This is a genomic window from Prevotella sp. MA2016, from assembly GCF_000619825.1.
Taxonomy (GTDB): domain Bacteria; phylum Bacteroidota; class Bacteroidia; order Bacteroidales; family Bacteroidaceae; genus Prevotella.
In genome coordinates this window covers 1-24,292 of record NZ_JHUW01000013.1, presented here as the reverse complement: position 1 = coordinate 24,292, position 24,292 = coordinate 1, and the positions used below count along the sequence as shown (strand labels likewise).

Annotated in this window: 19 protein-coding genes; 1 reads left to right on the top strand and 18 read right to left on the bottom strand. The window is 40.9% G+C overall.

Annotated elements, in window-relative coordinates; translation table 11 throughout:
- From T360_RS0110360 to T360_RS0110275, 18 genes are all read right to left on the bottom strand, one after another.
- Nucleotides 1-1,206: a capsular polysaccharide biosynthesis protein CapF gene (locus tag T360_RS0110360; protein ID WP_028912724.1), complete on the bottom strand. Its 1,206-nt coding sequence runs from the start codon at nucleotides 1,204-1,206 to the stop codon at nucleotides 1-3.
- A gap of 2 nt (nucleotides 1,207-1,208) precedes the next feature.
- A complete protein-coding gene (locus T360_RS0110355; protein WP_028912723.1) occupies nucleotides 1,209-2,255 on the bottom strand; it encodes a polysaccharide biosynthesis protein in 1,047 nt (348 codons plus the stop codon).
- A 10-nt stretch (nucleotides 2,256-2,265) separates the two neighbouring features.
- The gene (locus T360_RS0110350; protein ID WP_028912722.1) at nucleotides 2,266-3,363 is read right to left on the bottom strand and encodes a glycosyltransferase; all 1,098 of its coding nucleotides are present in this window, start codon (nucleotides 3,361-3,363) and stop codon (nucleotides 2,266-2,268) included.
- Between the two features lie 11 nt (nucleotides 3,364-3,374).
- The gene (locus tag T360_RS0110345; protein WP_197019304.1) at nucleotides 3,375-4,427 is read right to left on the bottom strand and encodes an EpsG family protein; all 1,053 of its coding nucleotides are present in this window, start codon (nucleotides 4,425-4,427) and stop codon (nucleotides 3,375-3,377) included.
- Between the two features lie 33 nt (nucleotides 4,428-4,460).
- A complete protein-coding gene (locus tag T360_RS0110340; RefSeq protein ID WP_051523518.1) occupies nucleotides 4,461-5,456 on the bottom strand; it encodes a glycosyltransferase family 1 protein in 996 nt (331 codons plus the stop codon).
- Nucleotides 5,453-6,559 carry a glycoside hydrolase family 99-like domain-containing protein gene (locus T360_RS0110335; RefSeq protein WP_155949503.1) on the bottom strand — a complete coding sequence of 369 codons (1,107 nt, stop codon included), beginning with the start codon at nucleotides 6,557-6,559 and terminating at the stop codon, nucleotides 5,453-5,455. The genes T360_RS0110340 and T360_RS0110335 overlap by 4 nt, the downstream gene beginning before the upstream one ends.
- A gap of 42 nt (nucleotides 6,560-6,601) precedes the next feature.
- Nucleotides 6,602-7,513: a hypothetical protein gene (locus T360_RS0110330; RefSeq protein WP_028912718.1), complete on the bottom strand. Its 912-nt coding sequence runs from the start codon at nucleotides 7,511-7,513 to the stop codon at nucleotides 6,602-6,604.
- Between the two features lie 3 nt (nucleotides 7,514-7,516).
- Complete coding sequence (locus T360_RS0110325; protein WP_028912717.1) at nucleotides 7,517-8,980, bottom strand: MBOAT family protein; 1,464 nt, start codon at nucleotides 8,978-8,980, stop codon at nucleotides 7,517-7,519.
- Nucleotides 8,970-9,968, bottom strand: coding sequence for a glycosyltransferase family 2 protein (locus T360_RS15170; protein ID WP_081772774.1), 999 nt, complete (start codon nucleotides 9,966-9,968; stop codon nucleotides 8,970-8,972). The genes T360_RS0110325 and T360_RS15170 overlap by 11 nt, the downstream gene beginning before the upstream one ends.
- Before the next feature lie 16 nt (nucleotides 9,969-9,984).
- Nucleotides 9,985-11,475: a hypothetical protein gene (locus T360_RS0110315; protein WP_155949501.1), complete on the bottom strand. Its 1,491-nt coding sequence runs from the start codon at nucleotides 11,473-11,475 to the stop codon at nucleotides 9,985-9,987.
- A 7-nt stretch (nucleotides 11,476-11,482) separates the two neighbouring features.
- Entirely contained in the window at nucleotides 11,483-12,901 is a 1,419-nt protein-coding gene (locus T360_RS0110310; RefSeq protein WP_028912715.1) for a lipopolysaccharide biosynthesis protein, read from the bottom strand.
- 110 nt (nucleotides 12,902-13,011) lie between these two features.
- Entirely contained in the window at nucleotides 13,012-13,527 is a 516-nt protein-coding gene (locus T360_RS0110305; protein WP_036929469.1) for an HAD family hydrolase, read from the bottom strand.
- The gene (locus tag T360_RS0110300) at nucleotides 13,527-14,576 is read right to left on the bottom strand and encodes an N-acetylneuraminate synthase family protein (protein ID WP_036929468.1); all 1,050 of its coding nucleotides are present in this window, start codon (nucleotides 14,574-14,576) and stop codon (nucleotides 13,527-13,529) included. The genes T360_RS0110305 and T360_RS0110300 overlap by 1 nt, the downstream gene beginning before the upstream one ends.
- A gap of 8 nt (nucleotides 14,577-14,584) precedes the next feature.
- A complete protein-coding gene (locus T360_RS0110295; RefSeq protein WP_028912712.1) occupies nucleotides 14,585-15,334 on the bottom strand; it encodes a cytidylyltransferase domain-containing protein in 750 nt (249 codons plus the stop codon).
- 40 nt (nucleotides 15,335-15,374) lie between these two features.
- Entirely contained in the window at nucleotides 15,375-15,929 is a 555-nt protein-coding gene (gene rfbC, locus T360_RS0110290; protein ID WP_028912711.1) for a dTDP-4-dehydrorhamnose 3,5-epimerase, read from the bottom strand.
- 251 nt (nucleotides 15,930-16,180) lie between these two features.
- Nucleotides 16,181-17,257: a chain-length determining protein gene (locus tag T360_RS0110285; protein ID WP_028912710.1), complete on the bottom strand. Its 1,077-nt coding sequence runs from the start codon at nucleotides 17,255-17,257 to the stop codon at nucleotides 16,181-16,183.
- 6 nt (nucleotides 17,258-17,263) lie between these two features.
- Nucleotides 17,264-19,729, bottom strand: coding sequence for an SLBB domain-containing protein (locus T360_RS0110280; protein ID WP_028912709.1), 2,466 nt, complete (start codon nucleotides 19,727-19,729; stop codon nucleotides 17,264-17,266).
- A gap of 83 nt (nucleotides 19,730-19,812) precedes the next feature.
- Nucleotides 19,813-22,176: a beta-galactosidase gene (locus T360_RS0110275; RefSeq protein ID WP_028912708.1), complete on the bottom strand. Its 2,364-nt coding sequence runs from the start codon at nucleotides 22,174-22,176 to the stop codon at nucleotides 19,813-19,815.
- A gap of 107 nt (nucleotides 22,177-22,283) precedes the next feature.
- On the opposite strand from T360_RS0110275, the gene T360_RS0110270 reads away from it, so the two are divergent.
- Nucleotides 22,284-24,176 carry an alpha-glucuronidase gene (locus T360_RS0110270; RefSeq protein WP_028912707.1) on the top strand — a complete coding sequence of 631 codons (1,893 nt, stop codon included), beginning with the start codon at nucleotides 22,284-22,286 and terminating at the stop codon, nucleotides 24,174-24,176.
- Nucleotides 24,177-24,292: the final 116 nt, after the last annotated feature.

The window sequence follows — 24,292 nt, the reverse complement described above, 5'->3', positions numbered from 1 at the left end:
TTACTCTTTTACCTTTTCGAAATATGTATCCGGTTTGCTGGGATTAAATATCTCGTTACAATACATCACTGTCACCAGATTCTCAGTATCACTGAGATTAATAATATTATGAGTATATCCTGGCAGCATGTGAATACATTGGATGTTATCACCGCTCACCTCAAATTCTATCACTTCATCAGAACCGATTTTACGTTCCTGTATTAAGCCATGACCAGCCACCACGATAAAGAATTCCCATTTGGTGTTATGCCAATGCTGGCCTTTAGTGATACCGGGCTTCGAGATATTAATACTCACCTGCCCTGCATTCAACGTATGAATAAGTTCTGTAAACGAACCACGCTCATCCACATTCATCTTTAGTGGAAAGGCCACTTTCGATGCAGGCAGGTAACTCAAATAGGTCGAATACAGTTTCTTAGCAAAGCTTCCTTCTGGTATCTCTGGTATCATCAGTGTTTTCGGCTGCTCAGCGAACTTGTTAATTAAGCCCACTATCTCACCCAGGGTTATCTTATGCGTAATAGGAGCAAAACAATAACGACCATCAACCTTCGGAATTACATCCAAGCCCTCAAACTCGCATCGATGCTCTTTTCCTTCTAAAGCATCCAGCATCTCAGTTACCAAATCATCAATATACAGCAACTCTAATTCTACCGAAGGATCATTTACTTGAATTGGCAGATCATTAGCTATATTATTGCAGAATGTAGCCACCGCCGAATTGTAGTTCGGTCGGCACCACTTACCAAACAAATTGGGGAAGCGATAAACAAGAACTTTAGCTCCTGTTTCCTCCTGATATTTCAGAAACAAGTCTTCGCCAGCCTTCTTGCTCCTACCATACTCACTGTTTCCAAAACGACCAGTGAGCGAGGCCTGTTGTGAAGAACTTAACATCACAGGACAAGTATTACGATATTTCTTCAGCGTATCCAGCAATGTTGATGCAAAACCGAAGTTACCCTCCATAAACTCGGAGGTCTCCTTAGGTCTGTTCACACCAGCCAGATTGAATACAAAGTCAGCTTTCTGGCACCACTCGTCCAACTCCTCTGATGAGGAATCGATGTCATACTCGAAGATTTCATCAATCTTCAGGTCAGGTCGGGTTCTGTCTTTTCCTTCCTTTATATTATATAAGGTGGCACAAAGGTTCTTACCTACAAAACCTTTTGCACCTGTCACCAATATTTTCATTTTTACACGAGGTTAGGAATACCATTCAATTCATTCTGGATATACTCTAGCGATGCAATCTTAGCTTTTGTTTCTTCCAAATTCAGTCGGCGGGTATTGTCAGAATTAAACTCCTCGATAGTAGCACGCTTCACGTCACCCTCCTTAAAGTACTTGTCGTAGTTCAAATCACGGTTGTCAGCAGGCACTGCGTAGAAGTTACCCATATCAATAGCCTTGGCAGCCTCTTCCTTGGTGAGCAGTGTTTCATACATCTTCTCACCATGACGAATACCAATCACCTTGATTTCCTCTTTCTTACCACCAAAGAGCTCACATACAGCCTCTGCCTGTGTCTGAATAGTACAAGCAGGCGCCTTCTGTACCAGAATATCACCATTCTTACCGTTCTCGAAAGCAAAGAGTACGAGGTCAACGGCCTCTTCGAGAGACATAATAAAACGTGTCATCTTGGGCTCTGTAAGTGTGATTGGATTGCCCTTACGAATCTGGTCTATCCAAAGAGGAATAACCGAGCCACGACTGCACATCACATTACCATAACGTGTGCAACAGATCTTCGTATCGCCACTCAGACGACTCTTGGCCACAGCAATCTTCTCCTCAATAGCTTTGGTGATGCCCATCGCATTAATAGGATAAGCCGCCTTGTCTGTAGAGAGACAGATAACGCACTTCACACCTGCATCAATAGCGGCATCCAGTGTATTGTCTGTACCAATCACATTGGTCTTTACAGCCTCCATTGGGAAGAACTCGCAACTGGGTACCTGTTTCAGCGCTGCAGCATGGAACACATAGTCCACACCTTTCATCGCATACTTCAGCGTACTCTTATTGCGCACATCACCAATATAGAACTTAATTTTGTTAGCCACCTCCGGCATACGTGCCTGGAAGTCATGACGCATATCATCTTGTTTCTTCTCGTCACGACTAAAAATACGAATCTCTCCGATATCCGTACGGAGGAATCTATTCAGAACAGCATTACCGAAGCTGCCAGTACCTCCTGTTATCAGGAGTGTTTTGTTTTCAAATACAGACATATTATCGTTATTATTCTATTATACCTTCTGTTATCAGTTTCATTAATCGCTCCCAAGAATTATCTTCTGGCAATGAATAAGGAGTATAGCATTGTTGAGAGCAACAAGACAAAATCTGTTTTGCCCAATCATCATATTGATGAACTCTTGCATATTTTACGCCCTCATACCCACTCAACACCTCGTGCACATACTCCAAATCGTTAGCAATAACAGGCACACCTAACGATGCTGCCTCAAGCAAAGGCAGGCCCAGTGTCTCTATCATACTTGGGAATAACAGTCCATTAGAACTATTTACCATAGAAAGTAATTGTTCATGGGGAATTCGCCCATGAAAAACGAAGTTGCTTTCTAAATGGTTTTGCTTGATAAAAGAGTCCATCACAGGTAACTCACCTTGCTCTAAAGTAAAATGGATTCTTATATTCCTAGCCAATTCTGCATTCAACTTATAGGCCTCTTTCAAGGCATAAGCAATTGTGATATGTTCCTTGAACTCAAAAGGCGTCGCAGGATAGATAAAATTATAGAATCCTTTTGCATATTCGTATTTATCCAGACATGAACCATCTATTTTATCCGTTTCTGGGAAATATTGCCCTATCCGTTCTTTCGGGAATCCTAATCTTTTAGAGAATCCATTCTTTATCTGGTTGGTCTGAACTGCTATGAACGTGTTTTTGTTAAGCAGTGATTTAATATATAATGGATAGAAATAGTGATAAAACAAATATGTCTTTGCAAATTGGCTTTTCAAATTCACTTTATAGTGAAATAACGCCAGGGCCTGATGGAAATAAACAACATAACGCGAAGCATTACACCTCACCCCTGTATTCTGTAAAGAAAACACCACATCAGGTGTTATTTCTAACTTCTTAATTAGCTGTTTAAATCCAACAAAGTCAAACCACATTCTTCCCAATCCCTTGGTATGGCATACATGGTAAGAAACATTTTGGATAACAGGATTCGGCATGCCATCAGCTATAAAGACATGCCATTCATTTCTGCCCCCAAATTGCTCCAGTGCCTTAAGGAACTGCTTATATATTGTCAATGCACCTGTTTCATAAGAAACCGTGGCCAATACACATATGATCATTATTCTTGCAATTATTCAAGACCGTAAGTATCAATACCAGAATATTCACTCAATTCCGACTTATCAAAAACCGAAATATATGGATAATTGAATACAGTTATACCTTCTTTATAGTTCATTCTATCAATAGCCGCATCAATATTCTTGAACCATAGAAATATGTGGACAAACATCAACAATCCTAAATTGGCCAACATACGCGATGTACGAACATAATTCTGTACAAGAAATGCTACATACAAACAAATAAATGTTCTGAAATAGAATTCCAATCTTCCTGCCACAAGGTCATTGAAGCTCAAAACACAGTAAATCGCATATCCTATTAAACAAATAGCTTTAGCATAATAGCCATCAGTATCCTCTTCTGGTTCAAGCAAAAAAACGGGAAAGATTATCAATATACGCAATGCCATGCGGATAAAAATACTTGCTCCCTCACCCTCTTCATAAGTAGCCAGTCGGTCTAACGGTAAGAATGCTGTAACACTTATACCGACAAGAGCAAATGCTGTCAACCCTAAAGCCACATATAAAATATAAGCTTTATTGTATATCCTCAAGTTCAGCAACCAAGGTAAAATCAGGACAACAATAAAAGACAAATGGATAAAACAACCAACAATCACCCAGGAATAGAAGCGTTTATTATTCTTCTCTTTGAGCCAAGGATACATAAACATCAGCATGGCCAAACATATACCCTGACGTATAGAACTCATCGGACACATCATAAAGGTGTATCCATAGAACGTCAACAAACTTATGCAACTATATCCACAATCTTTATGAAAGAAGCGATAAGACAAGAGCATACATCCCAATGACAATACTGCGATGAATACAGGATAACCAATACCAAATAACTTGAACAAGCCAATCAACAAGCCAAATAAGGGGTCAATAAGCCCATATACCTCGGGATGCTCATAATTAATATAATAATTAAAATAGTCATCCATCTGTCCGTATCTAAATGTCGCCATCACAGTCATTAAGAAATAAGAAACATTAAACCATCTCTCACTTCTTTTACCAGACATCACCTCAATGGCGCTGAACATTATCAATATAAAGAGGACTATATAATACATGGGCTACTTTTTAGATAATATTATATTGTACAAGGCCATATACTTCTTTGCAATGACGTCGGCATCGAAACGTTTCACATTATTCAGTCCATTAGCCACTATATCCTTCCTGAGGCTCTCATTCCTTATTATTTCCAGGAATCCCTGACGTATTGAATTCACGCTCTTAGGATCTACATATAACACTGCGTCACCAGATATCTCTGTCATTGGCGCCAGATGAGACGTCAAAACAGGCCTACCTATAGCCTGCCCTTCAATGATTGGCATACCAAAACCTTCATACAAAGAAGGAAAGGACACTATATCACAAGAAACATATTCGCTTAAAATTTCCTGATCTGTAAGTCTGAACTTGTTTATATAATTAATGTGATTTGCTTTCAGTAACGACTTTTGAATATTACTTAATTGTCCGACAATAACCAAACAGCATTTCACACCATTCAATGCTTCAATAACTCTCTCAAGATTCTTATTCGCACGAGTACCAATATGCAGGATTCGAGGATTTTCTACATCAAATTCTTTCTTGCTATATTTGAGTTCTGGAGATATTGGGTTATATATAACTAACACCTTATCCGATGCTTTAGGACATTCATCCAAAAGTTCGCGTTTTGTAGCCTCTGTTATACATGTTATATATTTAGCCCTTTTTACAGGAAGCTGCACAAACAGCCACATCAGGATTTTCCTTTTCAGTCCTGCTCCAGGAAGATTGATGTCATGTATGGTGATAATGGTATTCTTTTTCGGCAATAGTAAAGCGCAATAATGCATTACCCCCGTAATATGGTTTATATCCTTTCTATGACAAAAGGCAAACCACATATTAGAAATAATCGACCATAATGAAACCTTATAGTAAGGCACATAACAATCATCAACAACAAAATGCTTATCAAAAATAGGTTGTAAAGGTTTAAAAACCTTTTCTATACTATAATCAGCATTTTTCATGCGAAAAATTAAACTCACATGATATTTTCTATTCATACCTTACTTTTTTCAATCTGCCGTGAAAGCGCTTCCAAATAGCCCTTACCATATTTCAAATCTGGCTCCATATAATTACCCTCTCCCCATTCGTTCCAAGATTTGATAAAAACTATCTGATGCTCAGGCTCTTTACTCTTAACCTCATCCAAAACCTGAGCAACATGCTTTTCAAACAAATCCGGAGTACTATCAACTATAATAAAACCATTTCTTCCACTTCGTGGACTATGGTCCCAATTGGGATAAATAGCCGGATATACATCTTCATTCGAATCAAACTCCGGATCACAAAGTGTTTTAATTTCCTGACTATATGAAATCAAATGAGTACAACCTTTATATCTTAAGACCTGCCAAATTTTCCTCAGTATCTTATCGCAAAAAGACTCTTTCAAAGCAGAAGAGCCCAATCTTGAAACCGTGACAGCATTGAAACCTCTTTTAAGAAGCAATTCTTTTGATTGCTCATAGTTTTCCAGCAAAGTAATTCTACCAACAAAGTGTATGCCAGGAAAACCATTCTCCCTTGCCAGTTCATTCCATATCCTTATGGTATGCTCAGGTAAATCAGAAGCCCTGTGCACAAACACCAATGGAGCTCCGTCAACCAAAATATACCTAGAATCCTTAAATGCTTTCAGCAAAGCATTGAAATGGGCCACATCATCTTCCTCACTATAAGTTTGTTCTATTAGTGTTTTAGTACCAGCTCCCAACGAACCGTCCTTATTCCACATTTTAGATTTCCAGGTTTCATTAGCCCAACCTATACAGAAGGGAAAATCAGGCTTCCCGCTATTAACAACTTCCCAAAAAGGACGCTCCATCAACTCATGCCCTTCAAACCAATAATGCCAATAACAGAAACCATAAATTCCAGCCTCTTTCGCTAATAAAGCTTGTTCCTCTCGGACCTCTGACACTCTAAGGTCATAAAAGCCCAAGTCTGCTGGCAATTTAGGTTGATAATGCCCTCTAAACAGAGGTTTTGCTTTGGTTACATTTGTCCATTCTGTAAAACCTTTCCCCCACCATACGTCATTTTCGGGAAAAGGATGGAATTGCGGTAAATATAAAGCTATTATCTTGGGGTTATTCATCTTTATCACAAATTATACAAACGTTTTTGTATTACAATTAATTCAATTCTCTATTATCTTTTTTATCAAATGAGCAATCTTTTTAGTAAAGTTATCTGCTCCCTCTCTATTCATATGAAAAGAATCTCTAAAATACTCATTATTTGACGCAAATTCATACGCACAATAGTAGTTAAGGATTTTGCAACCACCCTCTCGGGAAATTATATCAAAACCGGGTTGCAACCAAAGACTGTTTGTGACCCCAAATCTAGGAGACACAACAAAAATCAATTGCGTTTTATTCTCTTTACAATCTCGTATAAATTGTTTCAAATATTTAATCTTTACAGTATCAATCTCATTGTCGGTGCTACTATCAACTGACTTAGCATCTTTCATAACCTCATCTAACGGCAAATACCCATCACCATCAAATGTTTCATGCCCAAAAAAGGAACGGAACAGGTGTAAACACGTAGTATTATATCTGTAAAATCCTGAATACAGTTTCATCCTTTCAAGACCATCAACATCAGCATAAAGCTGTTTTAAACAATCTTCACGATAATAGGGCTTCAATTGAGCCAAATACCTTGTATTGTTAACATCAGCAGAATATTGATACAAATCAAATAATGGCGTCAAATCGTAAATGATGTATTTGGGTATATATCTCTGCGTTATTAATCGATAGAAACCATCCATCAGTATAATGCCACTACCATCCATGCCCAAATTGAAGCAAGATAAACCTAAAGAATCTGACAATATCTGAGGGTTATAATGATGATGCGCCCTTGACGAGCCCATAATTAAGACATCGGCATTACATTCCTTAATAGCATAGTTAATCTTACGTGCATCTCCGCTTTTGGAATGATCATACATATAATCAAAGCACTTACCGAAGATGATATCAATTAAGGCAACAGCCACAAAGAAAACAATTATTCTAATAATATACTTCTTCATAGCTTAAAAACTAGCATAGATAAACTGGCCTCCATCCAAAACACCTGTAGCCATAATTAATATAAAAAGAATAATAAACCAGCACCATTGAAATACAGGTTTTCTCAAGAAGGACCACTTTAAACCACATTCTTTAACAAGATCGTGTAATACTAATAAGAGAATGCCTACTATCACAATAAATACAGGGGCGGATCCAGTATATATATCCACAATATTCAAAGAGCCTCTATCATGAACCATTTTACCTATCACATCAAAAGCATCACCGATAGTTGGCATTCTAAAGAAAATCCAAGCTATATTCACCAATATGAATGTGACAAGGACTCGCACCAAGGACAGACTCTTTATAAATCGAGTATCAGAATATCTTCCTTTAGGATCTATTCCTAAAATCTTTTCGATAATTTGTAAAATTCCATGTATGAAGCCCCAGAACACGAACGTCCAGTTTGCGCCATGCCAAAGCCCACTCACCAGAAATGTTACCATAATATTCCAATACAGCCTAAGTTTTGAACAACGGTTTCCTCCTAATCCAATATACACATGAGTAGTTAACCAACGGGTTAATGAAATATGCCAACGTTTCCAAAAATCAGTAATACTTGTAGCGAAGTATGGCTGACGGAAATTGTTGATTAAATCAAAACCCAATGTCTTGGCAATACCTATTGCCATCCAGGAGTAGCCAGCGAAGTCACAGTAAATCTGTATTGTATAGAAGAAACTGGCTAGCATGCATATATTTCCCGAATAGAATTGGTAGTTCCCATATACAGTATCCACCAACATTCCAACCCTATCTGCAATAACCACTTTCACAAACATGCCCCATAGCAACAGTTTCAATCCGTCTCTCCCCTGCTCGTATGAGAACGAGTGCGAAACCTTAATCTGCGGCATCAATTCTTTTGCTGTACTGATGGGGCCTGACGTTATCTGAGGAAAGAATGAAACGAACAATATATAGTCCAACAGATTCTTTTCTGCTTTCACCCTTCCGTGATACACATCCAGCATATAGCCAACAGCCTGGAAAGTAAAGAAAGAAATACCTATAGGGACTGCCCAATTCAGCCCTGGCATTGCAAACTTCAAACCTATTGAAGCAAGCCCTTCTGTTAAACTATCATTTAAGAAATTATAGTATTTGAAAGCCAATAATGGTTGTAGCCCCAATATCGCAAACAGCCAAACTAACCTATTTCTCTTTAAACGCTCAGATTCTTGAACATTTTGAACCGTAAAACCTTCACTTTGTAAAACTTGGCCTCCCCAGTATGTCACAAGAGTAACACCAAGAAGCACCAAGGCAAAGGCTGGTTTCCAGTTCATATAAAGCAGATAGCTCACAATGACAAGAAACAGCTTACGCCAGTGGTTATACTTAACAGGAATCAGCCAGTATAACCCAAAGATGAAGGGAAAAACAATCCAAAAAGAAAATGAATTAAATACCATCTGAGGTTTTTCTAATTTTGCACAACAATCTATAAAGACAAGGAGCATACTTAATCATTGCGAAAACATACTTAAGATTAGGAGAATCATACTCCGGCTCCTTAATATCAGAATAGAATACATTCTTCAATTTTGATCTATAATCCTCAAAATACAACTTATACAGTTCTTTCATTTCAGGTTGGGCAAGTGAGGAACACAAGAAAAAAATTGAACGATTTTTCATGTGTAAGACAGCATTCCTTATCCGGGCACTATTTGACTCATTATATATCTGATTCAAATTTTCTATATATGATATTTCCAAAGGAGCACTTATACTGTTACATATACTACCTTCATGCATACGATAATAATATGCATAATAAGGCAATTCCAACATATTAACGTGCTTACTTTCTATAACTTTCGACAAATCATACATAAAAAGGGTATCCTCATTAGTTTTGCCAACGCGAAAGCGAACATCCTTAAGCAAATATGACCGATATAATTTATTTGTTGACGCATGACAAGATTTCTGAAGGATGGTGAACACACCGAAATCTTCACTTTTCACCAAAACCTCTTCTTTTTTATCCCACATCTTATTATAAGGTTCAACATAACCATCTGTAAGCCTAAGAAACTTAATTGAACATATGTCAACATTAGGATACTTATTTATTCCCTCATATAGTTTCTCGTACATCAAACGGTCAACATAGTCATCACTATCAATAAAACTGATATAATCTCCTTGAGCGACGTCCAGACCTGCATTGCGCGCCGAACTGAGGCCACCATTTGGTTTGTGTATCACCTTAATACGGGAATCTCTTCGCCCCCACTCATCACACATCTGAGGGCATCGGTCTGGCGAACCATCATCCACTAAGATTATCTCCAGATTCGCATAAGTCTGATCTACAAGTGACTGAACACACTCGTCAAGATACGCTTCAACCTTATATACGGGAACAATTATGGAAATCAAAGAAGTCATCATTCAAATTGGTAATCTATTAATATGGGAAGCGCCCATTTCCTTTACAAAATTTAGGAAGGATAATACAATAAACCCAGTAGGCAAGTTGATACAAAAGTTGTGAGCCACATATTTTTAGGTAAGATGCGTAACGGAAAACCCATCTACACTTCTTATACGTAACATCAACATCTATGATATTTTTATCAATCTTATATTGCCTATCAAGCAAATAATATGCATACTTAATTGCACCTAAACGATCTTTAGCAGGAATATCCTTTTCAATCAGAGAGATTAATTCATCGACATTTTTAGGCGTATAACAAGCATTAAGATTCTCATATAATGAACGTCCTAACAGTATTGATGGCTTTCCCCAAAATGTAGCTTCTACCCCCATTGTAGAACCAAATGTTATCACCTTTTCACAAGAATCCAGAAGTGCATAGGTACTAACATCACTCTCCGGCGGAACAATTGTAATATTATTATAACTCTTAAGTTTATACAAATCCAAGTGTTCTTTATGATTTACTCCACGAAGATTGGGATGAACTCGTAGATAATAATGAATTGATGAATCAGTATGCTTCAACAAATACTCAATAGCTTCGTACTGAGTAGAAAACAGTTTACCCTGCTCCCATTCACCACCAAGAGCAGCCATCTCATCTTGAGAAGAATTGAAAATTGCAACATTTTTTTTTCTTTGATCAAAGCCTGATGGCAATAGACCTCTTTTTTGCGAGGAAGTATATACAGCGACATCGGCAACTAATTCTCCTCCACGACGACGTGAATAAAATGAAGATGCAATTTCATTCTTCTGCTCGTCCGACAAAGGAGAATTAGACCACAAACTTTCAATCCTTCGAGTATTCAGAACAATAGAATGAGGTAAATCTCCTTTGAAAGTCTGTTTTTTATAAGGCTCAACAATACCCCCAACAACTTCTAAGGCAGTATACTCAATCTTCAGTATCTTAGAAATATCATAAAACAGGCGATTTTCAAACAAACGCCCATTATATGAAATGATTTCATCTGGCTTTATTCTATCAATTAACTCATACACATAATCAACAAAATCACAAATCTCATCCACAAGCGGCAAAGCATAAGATTTGAATTCATCAAATCTCACCACATCAAGATCTCTAGTAATAGAAAAATACAAAGACAATATAGAGTCGCCAACATATACATCTCTATACTTAAGCTTTTTAACTTGATCCAGATTCTCAAATTGCCACTGATGCTCTACATGATTAAACTTTTCTCTATCAATGGCTAACATATTTATGTCCTTTGCATACTCCTTTTTGTATTTTCGATACATTGAATGACAAAAACTACAGAAAGTTGGAGCGCCATTAAGATTCATAAAACAAGAGGACAAAGCACAATGGCAGTAACACCAAAAAACTTCATCACCACTTTTCTTACTTGTAAGAATATCATCAATTATGACACCTATATGAGGTACCGCAATAGAACATGCACTATAATATAATTTTTTACTCATAAAAACACTAAACTAACTCAAACATCTTCTTCTTTTTGTAAACTAGACAAAATATGATAGCTATAAGTAATGTAATTAACAACTTATATAACTGAGGAATCCCCGATACAAACTGAGCGCCTATTAAACCGGATAACAGTACCAAGAACACAACTACCAACTTTTTCAGATTACCCAACCACATTTTTACATTCTTATGGTAATAACTAACTATAAATGGTATAAACAATTGGCTCCAATATGAAATAATCGTAGAATAAATAGCTGCTCGGTAACCGAAGATAGGAATACCAACAAAACACAAAATAAGATTCAACAATCCAGGCACAAAAACCAACCAAAGTAACTGAAATGTATCCTTTTCTATAAATACGGGGGTACTTTGGAAAACATAGAAAGCAAATACTACATTTGAGAAACACATTATACTAGCAATAGAAGAAGACTGCCTTAACTCAACATTCTTGATAAGGAAACCATAGATTTCAGGAATCCAAATACAAACAAGGATGGAAGTTACAAAAGCGACAGACTGGCACAAATAATACAATTTTCTATATCTGGTATAATCATGACTTCTATAAGCTCGCTGAATGTTCGGTGATATGGCTGTAATCAAGGCTGTAGTGACCATCACTGCATAATCGCCCATTGTACACCCATGACTAAAAAGTCCAATCTCATCATATGACACATGCAATTGGCTCATCACAATTCTTGCAGAACTAGTCAGAAATACAAATCCCAAGGCATGAGGCACAAGTGGAAGGCCTATTTTCAGCATCCATACAATTCTCTTAATATTATGATCAACAATAGGCTTTATATTATAATCTATCCAAATGAACTTAACAAAAAGAAAGAATACAATCAGTCCAGAAAGAACATTTGGTACAATCAACCCCCAATAACCAAGACGAAAAAAATAAATCAGGACGAAAGAAAGAACAAGACTAACGACCGATCCTAAAAGATTTGTCAGTACAAGAGGTTGAGGTTTTTGCAATAAAGGGAACAAATGGTTAGCAAGTACAGAATTAGTCGTACACAAAACCGGTATTGACCCCACAACACTTAACAACAACAACTTCAAAGAGAAGTGTATTGGTAACGTCAATGACAAGATAAGAAAGTTCAAAAAACCAAAAAGGATTGATGATAATAACATCAAATATAGCACTCTCCCCCACACTAAATTGTAATGCCTTGGCAGTTCAAAGAAACTATTTGCTAGATGAACATGCAATCCCAATGGCAAAACGGCAATCATAAAACTCGAATACGATGCCAAAACCCCAGAAATACCATAGTCAAAAGTCGTCAGAAAAGGCGTTATCAGCGGTAGTGTAAAAACGCTGATAAAAATAGTTAATTTGGGCACGAGACCGTAAAAAAGAGAGTCCTTTATAATTTTTACGCTTGACATAAATTACTATAAGACACATTACAAATCCTTTGTTTTGGGATGTTCTAACAGATGATTAATAATAATCCTGCACATTCCAAGAAGCAACGGACATCATAGTACAAATGAAATTACTGTCTATCCAGCACGACTTTATTGACTATAGATAAGATGATATCCTTACCAAATATGGTCTCTACAAACTCACGAAAGACTCCATCACCACCACTTTTTTCTAGCTGAACAGAAGCTAACGATCTGACATATTCTGGTGCTGATATGGGTACTCCTGCCCATCCAACCTGTTTCAATAAAACCATATCATTAAGGTCATCACCGATATAAGCTACATCGCGAAGTTCTATCTGCAGTTCTTTACAAAGCTCCTGTGCTATCGCAAGTTTGTTTTTAACTCCAAGATACAAGTAATCAACTTTCAATTTCTCCGCTCTGCGACGCACTATCTCGGTATTTTCCCCTGTCAAAATTCCGACAGGAATACCCATATGGTGAGCAAAAAGTATTCCAGCACTATCATAGGTATGAAACTTCTTCAGCTCCAAGTTTGTCCCGTCATAGTACATTCCCCCATCTGTCCAAACACCATCAATGTCTGTTAATATCAGCTTCGGTAATTTCTGCTTCATTATACAATTTGGTTGGGATAGATAACCTCATTTTTCGGAATATCAACAAGCAATTTCTTGCCACAAACCTCATTCAACTGATTCCATTTGAAACCATCTCCAGGAGAGAGCATATGAAGATCTTCCTCCTTTATGATGTCCCCAGCTTTCATATCATGCAGCGTAGCGATGGAACGTTCCAATTTTTCTTTTGAACCTGCAACACTCTTATCTATATATAGACTTTTGGTGCCAAGCCAACGCTCACAGATACGGATATCACGAACCATACGGTTGACACCATCTGGACCAAGAGAGCCTTTCTGATCGGTGCCTTTCATATGTCGGTCAATGGTGATATGCTTCTCAATCACCTCTGCCCCCATACCTACAGCCACTATAGGTGCTGAAATACCTATTGTATGATCAGAGAATCCTATTCTGTACTGAGGATAATTTTCTTTCAAATAAAGAATCGTATTAAGATTGAGGTTATCCGGCTCTGTTGGATACTGACTTACGCAGTGAAGAATGGTAATATCATTATGATAGCGCGTTATAATCTCAAGAGCATCATCCAGTTCTTTCTTACCAGCCATACCTGTTGAAAGGATGATAGGGATTTTAGTTTCCGCCATAGCTGCCAGTAAAGGCAAATTGGTAAGATCGCGACTAGCCACCTTTAAATAGTCAGGCGAGAAAAGCTTTAGCAGTGACAGGCACCCTTTTGCACAAAGAGTCTCCACGAAATCCAAGCCCTTTTCTTTCGCATACTTATAAACTTCCAAATGATCCTCGTCTGACAATTCCAGAACTGCTCGATGCTCACCGTAAGTGTGACCAAAAGAATTTGGATTATCATATATTCTATTCATCTGAGAAGCAGAGAGTTCCTCATTCAGATCACGCTTAGTAAGCTTTACTGCATTGATTGGCTTGAGGTCAAGTCCAAAAACCTCCTCCTTAACTGGTCGGCAAACCAAATCAACAATCAATTTTGCTATATCAACAGAGCCATTATGATTCTGTCCTATCTCGCCTATTATATAAGTTTCTCCTTTGGTAATCATTACACTATTCACTTTTGATTATTTTCTATCATCGCTTTCATTGATTTTTGCAAATCAACATTTGAGTCAATATACTTCACTACGTCTGCAAGCCCGAAATTGGGATTTGCCTCGAATAATGTAGTATAAACCTCTTGGGCATTTTCAAAATCCTCAAGATTATCTACTGTCAAACGGATATCATTTCTTCCTTGAAGGAATTCGGGTGCTTCTATCCATTCACACTTATAATCATCTGGATGAGAATAAATATGAATAGTCACATGTTCATGGGCTAAACTATCGTCAGTAGTCGCATTAACACGTTTCAAAGCATCAAGTTTGACATATTCCCCCCAAAAACCAAAATGGGTTTTGATAGAAGGCATATGATTGATTCTAAAACCAATGTAGTCTGCATCGCTGCATTTGGCTTTATTAATTAGGTCTTCAACGCCTCGCCAACTCAGGAACGGATTGTCAGAACATATACGCACGACACCATCAAGACTATTAGCATCAGCAGCTTCTATAAAACGACTAAGCACGTCATTTTCAGAGCCTCGAAAAACTATTATTCCTCGTTCTTTTAAAAACGTCTCCAACTCGTCATTATCTGGATTTACAGAAGTGGCAACTATAATCTTTGTGTCACTAATCTTCTGCAAATTACTAATCACTATTTCCAACAACGTCTTACCTCCGTAGAACTCTTTAAGAATCTTACCTGGCAAACGTGTCGACCCCAAACGGGCCTGAAGTATGATACCAATATTCATTTAATTATGAATTAATAATTTTTGAAATGGGCTGAAAATCTCAATATTTAAATGGATTATCGAAATTATTGATAAAAGGATGCTTGGTGTCTTTGTCAGAGAGGATTGCTTTATCAGTTGGGATGTGCCAATCGATATTCAAGCTTTCATCCATGATACTGATACCACCATCAGCCTCGGGATGGTAGAATTCATCGCACTTATATTGGAACACAGCAGTTTCTGACAGCACAGAAAAACCATGAGCAAAACCCTTTGGAATAAAAAACTGGCGATGATTGTCCTCTGTAAGCTCAACTGCCACATGTTGTCCATATGTGGGACTACCTTGACGAATATCTACTGCGACATCGAGCACTGCTCCTTTTACACAGCGAACCAGTTTGCTCTGAGTGAATGGGGGACGCTGAAAATGCAAACCACGAATCACACCATAGCTTGATTTGGACTCGTTGTCCTGGACAAAGCGAATGGTACCAACCTTTTCATCGAACTCTCGTTGAGAGAAGGATTCGAAAAAATAACCACGAGCATCCTCGAAGACACGTGGCTCTAAAATAACAACTCCATCAATTGATGTTTTAACAACTTCCATCTTAAAAAACGAACGATTAAGCGCAAAAATAATACTCCGAGCTGACAAGCGCAAAATGCAGTAAATCAGCACGTTATAGAAAAATTTACGTTTATTAACTACATGGTACTTGGGAACTTAAAGAAATCGATTTCCCTTTTCCGCTTGCAAAGATAAGAGAATTTTGCGACATCACCAAATAAAAAGACGGAAAATGACGCTTTATCCAAAAATTATTCGTCATCTTCCGTTATTTTACAATGATGCAGTTATTATGACAAGCCCAATAACGTTTTGAACTGATGTTCTTTATAAAGAACCCAAATAGTAGTAAACAAAGCTGCCAGTAACAAGCTCACTAACAGTATCTGAGGACGCTTAGGACCGGCCGGCCCTAAAGGAACCGTGGCACGCTGAAGTGTAGTGAAAGCAGGAGTTGCCTCCTGAACCTTTGCCTTATATGCCAGAACCTGGGCACTCAGCGTATTGTAGTTATTATACTGCAGCTGCAAATCGTTTTCCAAATCAGTCTGTTTCTGACGAATACTCTCTAAAACGAGTTCCTGGTTGGCATCTACAAACTCGACATACTTCTGACGAGCATGCTCGTAATCTTTCTTTGCCTGACGCAGCAGCATCTCAGCATACTCGAGATCATGACGAGACTTCTTTGTACGATAATCGGTGAGGAAACCCTGCAAACGAGCCTGAACAGAATCAGCCAACAGGGCTGCTATATAAGGATCCTGTGTGGTAACACTGATTGAGATCAGATTGGTCTTCTTATCAATCTTACAAACCACGTTCTTCATAATCATACCTGCAATGCGTGCCTGCTCACCTGTAAGTTCGAAATTATTCACCAGGGTATCCTGCATTTTCTCAGGTGCCATCAAACCAAAGAAATCTTCCCACCAGGGAGTCTTCCACTCATTTTTCAAGTAATCATAATAGGTCATGGATGTTTTATCCATTTTTCCATGCACCTTAATGGGAAACAAAGACGTTTTGAAGTCAGTGCTCTTCATCAAGTCGGGATAGAGAGAGGGGGTAATGGCATCGCCACTAGCACTACCACCGCCACCAAGGCTCACGCCTAAAGAACTAGCCAGAGAGGCTAACTGCCCCATATTATTACCACCGCTACTTGCTTCAGGCGCCAACATCACCTCGCACTTATAGTAAGTGGGGATAGACTTAGTAATAACCATAGCCACCACAAAGGCAATAGCTAAAACAATATAATAAAGTTTTCTATTTTTACTAATTGCCTGACCGATGGCACCAAAATCAATGGGCTGAGGTTTGCGAACCTGGGGATTTATCTGATTCTGTTGATTCTGCTCCATATTACGTTAGAATGTCTTTATCAGGTTTGTAACTGTGGCCAGCATGGTAACCATGGTGGCAAGAGAGGTACCAAGGTTAGCAATCATGCCAATCTTATCGTTGGCAGAACGAGTCTTACTGGGAACAAAGATCTCGCAACCAGGTTCAATTTTAGCACCATTAGCCTTCTTAACAGCACCATTCTGATAGAGAATGAATGCACGAGACTTCTTGGCATTTAAGCCAAAACCTCCAGCTTGATTGCGGACATACCACTTATAAGTTTTACCTGCACTATAGCTTGCGGTATTGGGATACATCACATTACCATCAATCTTAACGGTACCGCTGAACTCGGGCACGATGATGCGGTCGCCCTCACGGAGAACAACATCATAGTCAGATCCGGGATTAGCCAGTGCCTTATCGAGTTCGATAGCCACGTAGTAAACACTATCCTGCTCGACCTTATTGGCATCGAAACCAGCACCACTCTGTACCTTTGCCAACTGAAGAATACGATTCAGACGGAACTTCTCGTCGTCGTTCATAGGACGCTCGATACGTGCACCACGGATATAGGCCTCCTTGGTAACACCACCGGCAGCCTTAACAACTTCGCTAAGGCGCTGATTCTTATGCGACAACGGATAAGTGCCAGCAAAAAGCACCTCACCCTGCACGCTAACATTGCGCTGAGGCATATAACCAGGACTCTTACGGACATATACCTCGTCGTAAGGTTGCAGCGTAAAACCTTTAGAACCATCAACTATAAAACCGTCTTTCAGAGTAAAAGAGAAGGTCTTGGCAACTTCAGGCGAATCCTCGGTAGCCTTGGGATCAATCATGCGACGCGACACATCAACCTTGACAGTAGAAGCTGCATCAGTGAGGCCACCAGCCTGGATAATCAGGTCTTCGATTGACTCGTCATCAGCATACTCATAAGTGGCGGGATATAAAACTTCACCGTAGATAGTAACAGTACGTTCATTGGTTTTCTCTTGCTTAGAAGCGATAGTGAGTACGTCTTCATTCTCCAAAGGTACATCGGCAACAGTACCATCGAGAATACCCTGAATATCAAGCGAGATAACACGGCGTGTGCGATCTGCCTTCATACGATGCAATACAGCACGACCAGAAAAGGCGTCTTCGGTGAGACCATCTGCCTGATCAATCAAGCTCTTTACTGTTGTTACATCACCACCTAGACTATACTGACCGGGACGAAAAACGGCACCATCAATCTCAACCATATTCTCGTAGCGATGCAAGTTACTACCTACTGTAACCGAGTCACCATCCTGCAAACGGAAGCTCGACATATCGAACTCGTTGACATTATACACAGAATATTTATCGCCAGCCACACGATTGACACGTAGCGTTTTCTTATAGGCATCGCCAGTGAAACCGCCTGCATATTTAATCAACGTGGCAATACTCTCGTTTTTCTTCATCTCGTAGACCATAGGACGCTTGACATTACCTGCCACATCTACAATATTCTGATAAGGACCAACCATAATAACATCGTTCTCGGCCAAACGGATATTGCCAGAGAGTTTGCCATTGAGGATATAATCATAGATATCGACAGAAGCAATCTGACGACCACTACGGAACACCTTGATATCACGAAGCGTACCCAAGCTATTCACGCCGCCTGCCATATACAATGCATGGAACACACTGGCAAAGGCAGAAAGGGTATAAGTACCAGGAGCCATCACCTCACCCATCACATTGACCATGATGGTACGGGTCTGACCTAACGTCATACGAATCTTTGAACTGCTATAGCGCTTGCCAAGGGTCTGCTTAATCTTAGCATTGGCAGCAGCAACAGACATGCCTGCAATATGGATAGGACCATAACCGGTAACAACAATTGAGCCATCGGGACCTACCTCCATCTGCTCTGACTTCTGAGAACCGCCATATACATCGACGAACACCTTATCACCAGGACCTACAATATACGAGGTAGGTGTTGCAATGTTCATATTTGGCTCGAATGAAAGGGCTTTATTATTGAAGATATCACGACCGAACACACGCTTGCCATTGATGGTATTCGCTGAATCAGGAATATAAACCCTCTGACGAGTATTATCCAAGAATGTAGTTTCGAATTCATCATCGTAATAATTACCATTCTTCTGTACATACAATTCATAACCATCAGCATCTACACGCACAGCACCGTTGCTCTCGCGCATACGGCTATCGGCTGTGAGCTGATCGGTGGTTGAACCTGATGAACGCACCGCTGAGGTGCCGTTCAACTTTTCGTACTGACTGCGCACACGCTGCAACTGCTGCATGGTAACGCCTTTCTGCATGAGTTTAGTAGCAATCTGCGACTGAGATGCGCCATTCTTCATCTCGCGCTGGACATACTGCATCACCTGAATGTCGCTCATCTGAGCCTGCACCAACAGGGTGGTGAGCAACAATGATAATACCAATAGAGATCTCTTCATTTCAAAAAAATACTTTCAGTTTTAAAACGGGTGCAAAGATACTGATTTATTTTAAAACGCACAACTTTTTCACCCATTTTATTTTAATATACAAAGATTTTGTAATCCTTGATGCTACCGGGGGCACCTTCCTCCATGCGTGGCAGATAATCGAAACCTGTGATGGTTTGCTCGCTACCCAAGTCGATGACCATGAGGTGTGGCAGGGCTGCACCACGCTCGGTACGCCAGTAAGTTGACTCCTGCAAATCGAAAGATTTTTCAGCAGTATTATTACCACGTTTTGTCTCCTCGCTATCGGCATATTTCACGGTCCAAGGCTCACGACTCAGGCGTGCGCCATCGACATTAACGGCATAGAGCTCGGCAACGGATACAACGTCCTTTCCTTCGTGTGTAGATAAGGCCTGAATAGCAAGATAACGGCCTGTCTTTGGGGTTGTAAAACGTACCATCTGCCAACCATTACCTGCAGCCAGCTGGCCAACATGAACGGGAGTAGCCGAATTCAGATCCGGCTTATCACCAGGATTATTATGTGTCCGCGATTTTTCAATATTCAATTTATCGAGTTCGGGCTTATTCTGAGCAAAGAGCCAAGGTGAGAGGCGCTTCTGATCTTTGGAGAGATAGAAAGCCTTGGTAGAAGGGCCAACGACATCGAGCACAATCACCTCGTTCTTGCCCTTCTTGAGCCAGCAACCGGGCACATAGAGGGTCTGCTGAGGACCGATAGACCAGAAACGTCCAACGGCATGACCATTGACATACACCTGACCTTTACCCCAGTTCTCCATATTCAGGAAAGTATCGCCTACCCTCTTGAGATTGAAATAGCCACGGTAATAACCAGAGCCTTTGAACACCATCTTGGTCAGCGAATCGCGCTTAGCGGTGTCAAGGGCCTTCTGGGCAGCGGCATAGCTATCGGGAATGGTAAAGATATTCCAACGCTTGAGATTCCATACCAGCTCGTGACCATCCTTATCGGCCGACAGGGTGACACTCTCGGTGATACCCTTATAATCCTTGATGGCGCGACCAAAATTGATACGGCCCATGGCCTCGATGAGAATCTTGAGTTCCTGACCATTTTTAACGGCAGGTAACAGGATACTCTTTTCGTTGCGCACACGATCAATCTTACCTATATAGGTACTGTCGATGAATATCTGTGCAAAATCGTGTCCATCATTGAGTGTAAGTACACTGGGAGTATCGATATCAGGCAGCGAGGTGATATACACCATCGAACCCCAACCCTGATTCAACTCCTCCATGGTGCGCAGCGGACTGTTCATCACCAGACTGTCGGCACCCAACAGGATATCAGCATGCTCGCGCATCTCGAAAGCAGGGATATTAATCATATTAGCAGGGCGTGCAGGGATGGCAGGCAGCGGTTTCCTGCTGTACTTCTGCATCATCTTGCGCAACTGGAAGAACTTCTCGGTTGTACCACCATACTCGTTGATGGGAGCATCGTAATCATAACTGGTGACATCGGGTGCGAAACCGGGAGAGTTTGCACCTGCCCAGTGGCCAAACGAAGTACCGCCGTGGGTCATATAGAGCGAGAACGAGATATTCTTCGACAGCATCTCGTCCATACCATCTACCATATCCTTGGCTGGACGTGTTTCGTGATTGGCACCCCACTTATCAAACCAGCCGCTCCAGAACTCTGAGCACATCAGAGGGGCATTGGGGCGCAACTGCTTGAGACGCGCAAACTCGTGGTCGATATTAGCACCTGTACCGAAGTTCATAGTCCAAACCAGGTCGTCGAGACCGTTTCTCTCGAAGTTTGAACTCCAGTCGCACTGGAACAGCGTCAGCTTGTCGCCATAGATGCCACGCAGGCAATCGCGTATCTCAGAGATATAGGGTTTGTCCTCGCCATAAGAGCCATACTCATTCTCTACCTGCACCATAATGATAGGACCGCCATTCTGGATGGTGAGGGGAGCAAGCTGCTCGCCAACCTTCTGCTCGAAGATTTTCACACGCTCCATAAAATAAGGATCGCGCTCGCGCAGGCGTATATCTTTTTTCTTAAGAAGCCACCAAGGCAGACCGCCCATCTCCCACTCAGCACATACATAAGGACCAGGACGGACAATCACATACATACCATTCTTCTGAGCCAGACGGCAGAACTCTGCCACATCATTATTATCGGTGAAATCGAACTGTCCCTCGCGCTGCTCATGGATATTCCAGAACACATAGATGCAGAGGGTGTTCATACCTAAAGCCTTGCACATCTTGATGCGATGCTCCCAATAAGGACGAGGGATACGCGGATAATGCACCTCGGCAGCCTTCACAACAAAAGGCTCGCCATTAAGCAGGAATGTTTTGTTACCAACAGTAAAATCACCAGCCTGAATCAGCTGGGAAAAAGTGAGCAATAAAGCAGTAATCAGTAGTTTAACTTTTTTCATTTTGTATCTTTTATTTTTTTATTTGGTGCAAAGGTACAAAATAATTGATAATTGAGAATTGAGAATTGAGAATTATTTGTATTTTTGCAACAAAATTTATCAATAATATGAAGAAACTAACATTACTCGTAATGGCAATTGTCTTTGCTGGGATGGCAAAGGCTGAGGATGGTCACAAACTGTGGCTGAGACAACAACCTATCAACAAAGCAAAGGTTACAGGACCTGAGTGCCTAGCTGCTCAGGAGCTGAGAACCTACAGTACAAAAGATGTAACCCTGAAGCTGGATGCCAATATGGAGCAGGATGCCTATAGCATCAGCAATGGGGTGATAGCAGCTAAGAACGAAATCGGACTGCTTTATGGCGCCTATGCCCTACTCCGTGGTGAAACCACTGGCAGTAAGCCTTTCTACAAACTGCGCATTTTGAACCACTGGGACAACTTGAATGGTACCATCGAGCGTGGCTATGCCGGTCTGTCGATTTTCTGGAAGGGCAAGGCAGGTGAAAGGAAATTCCATGGGCACACCATCTTCGTAGAGGATCCCAGTGCACCTATCGATGCAGAACTGATCAAGGAGTACGCCCGAGCCAATGCCTCTATCGGCATTAATGGCACTGTGCTAAACAACGTAAACGCATCGCCCAAGATGCTATCGGCAGAATATATCAACAAGGTCAAGACTTATGCCGACATCCTGCGACCTTATGGCATCAAGGTGTATCTCTCGGTTAACTTTGCATCGCCCATGACAATCCCAGCCAAGGGATTCAATGCTGGTAAGCCCATCAAGACGGCCGACCCACTGAACCCGAAGGTTAAGGCTTGGTGGAAAGCTAAAGCTAAGGAGATATACGCACAGATTCCTGACTTTGGCGGATTCCTGGTGAAGGCCAACTCAGAGGGTCAGCCTGGTCCATTCGACTACAAACGTACGCATGCCGATGGTGCCAACATGCTAGCCGATGCCGTGAAACCATTCGGCGGCATCATCATGTGGCGCAGTTTTGTATATGGTGCAGCTCACAAAGGTGAAGACCGCGTAAAGCAGGCTGTATCAGAGTTTGCCAATCTGGATGGTCAGTTCCGCGACAATGTAATCCTGCAGTCAAAGAACGGTCCTCTGGACTTCCAACCACGCGAACCATACGCTCCTATCTTCGATCAGATTAAAAACACAAAACAAATGGCCGAGTTGCAGATCACACAGGAATACTTAGGCCAGTCGCGCCATCTTACCTACCTAGCTCCTATGTGGCGCGAGTTCTTCGGATTTGTTGCACCCGAGAAATTAGTAGGCATAGCAGGTGTTGCTAACATCGGACTGGACAAGAACTGGTGCGGGCACCACTTCTCACAGGCCAACTGGTATGCCTTTGGACGCTTGGCATGGAACCCTAATCTCACCAGTGAGACCATTGCCAACGAATGGCTTAACCAGACATTTGACAGTGTAAACTCTCAACTGCACAGTATGATGCTGCGCTCACGCGAAGCCTGCGTGGATTACATGATGCCTATCGGACTGCACCATATCTTCGCCTTCGATGAGCACTACGGACCAGAGCCAGATGGTTACAACCCACACGTACCTTATGAGTGGTGCCCCGTTTACTACCACCAGGCCAATAACGACAGCATCGGTTTCAACCGCACTCATACCGGTTCGAATGCCACCGCACAGTATCGCGAACCCTACTGCACACTGTACGACAACATCAACACCTGTCCTGAGCGCTATCTGCTGTGGTTCCACCGCGTGCCATGGAGCTACCGCCTGAAGAGCGGGCGCACGGTACTAGAAGAGATGGACTATCGCTATGCCCGTGGCGTGAAAGAGGTGGAGGACTTTATCCGCATCTGGAACGAAGTCAAACCCAACATCGACGAGCAACGCTGGCAAGAGGTGGACGCACGCCTGCAACACCAACTGGAGAATGCCAAAGAATGGCAGAAAGTATGTATGGATTACTTCAGTAGTTTCACCAAGAAATAAAAACAAAATATCCCTCGCCAAGTTGAAGTGCACCCCGAAAGTTAGACAAAAAACTTTCGGGGTGTATTATGTTAAAGAAAAAGCAAAAGAGGCAAAGCCTATCAGACTATCTCCGT

Coding starts and splice junctions, on each gene's coding strand:
- T360_RS0110285 (WP_028912710.1), bottom strand. CDS start 17,257: ATGGAGCAGAATCAACAGAATCAGATAAATCCCCAGGTTCGCAAACCT.
- T360_RS0110345 (WP_197019304.1), bottom strand. CDS start 4,427: ATGTTCAGCGCCATTGAGGTGATGTCTGGTAAAAGAAGTGAGAGATGG.
- T360_RS0110305 (WP_036929469.1), bottom strand. CDS start 13,527: ATGAAGCAGAAATTACCGAAGCTGATATTAACAGACATTGATGGTGTT.
- T360_RS0110315 (WP_155949501.1), bottom strand. CDS start 11,475: ATGAGTAAAAAATTATATTATAGTGCATGTTCTATTGCGGTACCTCAT.
- T360_RS15170 (WP_081772774.1), bottom strand. CDS start 9,968: ATGATGACTTCTTTGATTTCCATAATTGTTCCCGTATATAAGGTTGAA.
- T360_RS0110360 (WP_028912724.1), bottom strand. CDS start 1,206: ATGAAAATATTGGTGACAGGTGCAAAAGGTTTTGTAGGTAAGAACCTT.
- T360_RS0110325 (WP_028912717.1), bottom strand. CDS start 8,980: ATGGTATTTAATTCATTTTCTTTTTGGATTGTTTTTCCCTTCATCTTT.
- T360_RS0110350 (WP_028912722.1), bottom strand. CDS start 3,363: ATGATCATATGTGTATTGGCCACGGTTTCTTATGAAACAGGTGCATTG.
- T360_RS0110295 (WP_028912712.1), bottom strand. CDS start 15,334: ATGAATATTGGTATCATACTTCAGGCCCGTTTGGGGTCGACACGTTTG.
- T360_RS0110275 (WP_028912708.1), bottom strand. CDS start 22,176: ATGAAAAAAGTTAAACTACTGATTACTGCTTTATTGCTCACTTTTTCC.
- T360_RS0110335 (WP_155949503.1), bottom strand. CDS start 6,559: ATGAATAACCCCAAGATAATAGCTTTATATTTACCGCAATTCCATCCT.
- rfbC (WP_028912711.1), bottom strand. CDS start 15,929: ATGGAAGTTGTTAAAACATCAATTGATGGAGTTGTTATTTTAGAGCCA.
- T360_RS0110355 (WP_028912723.1), bottom strand. CDS start 2,255: ATGTCTGTATTTGAAAACAAAACACTCCTGATAACAGGAGGTACTGGC.
- T360_RS0110330 (WP_028912718.1), bottom strand. CDS start 7,513: ATGAAGAAGTATATTATTAGAATAATTGTTTTCTTTGTGGCTGTTGCC.
- T360_RS0110270 (WP_028912707.1), top strand. CDS start 22,284: ATGAAGAAACTAACATTACTCGTAATGGCAATTGTCTTTGCTGGGATG.
- T360_RS0110280 (WP_028912709.1), bottom strand. CDS start 19,729: ATGAAGAGATCTCTATTGGTATTATCATTGTTGCTCACCACCCTGTTG.
- T360_RS0110310 (WP_028912715.1), bottom strand. CDS start 12,901: ATGTCAAGCGTAAAAATTATAAAGGACTCTCTTTTTTACGGTCTCGTG.
- T360_RS0110300 (WP_036929468.1), bottom strand. CDS start 14,576: ATGATTACCAAAGGAGAAACTTATATAATAGGCGAGATAGGACAGAAT.
- T360_RS0110340 (WP_051523518.1), bottom strand. CDS start 5,456: ATGAATAGAAAATATCATGTGAGTTTAATTTTTCGCATGAAAAATGCT.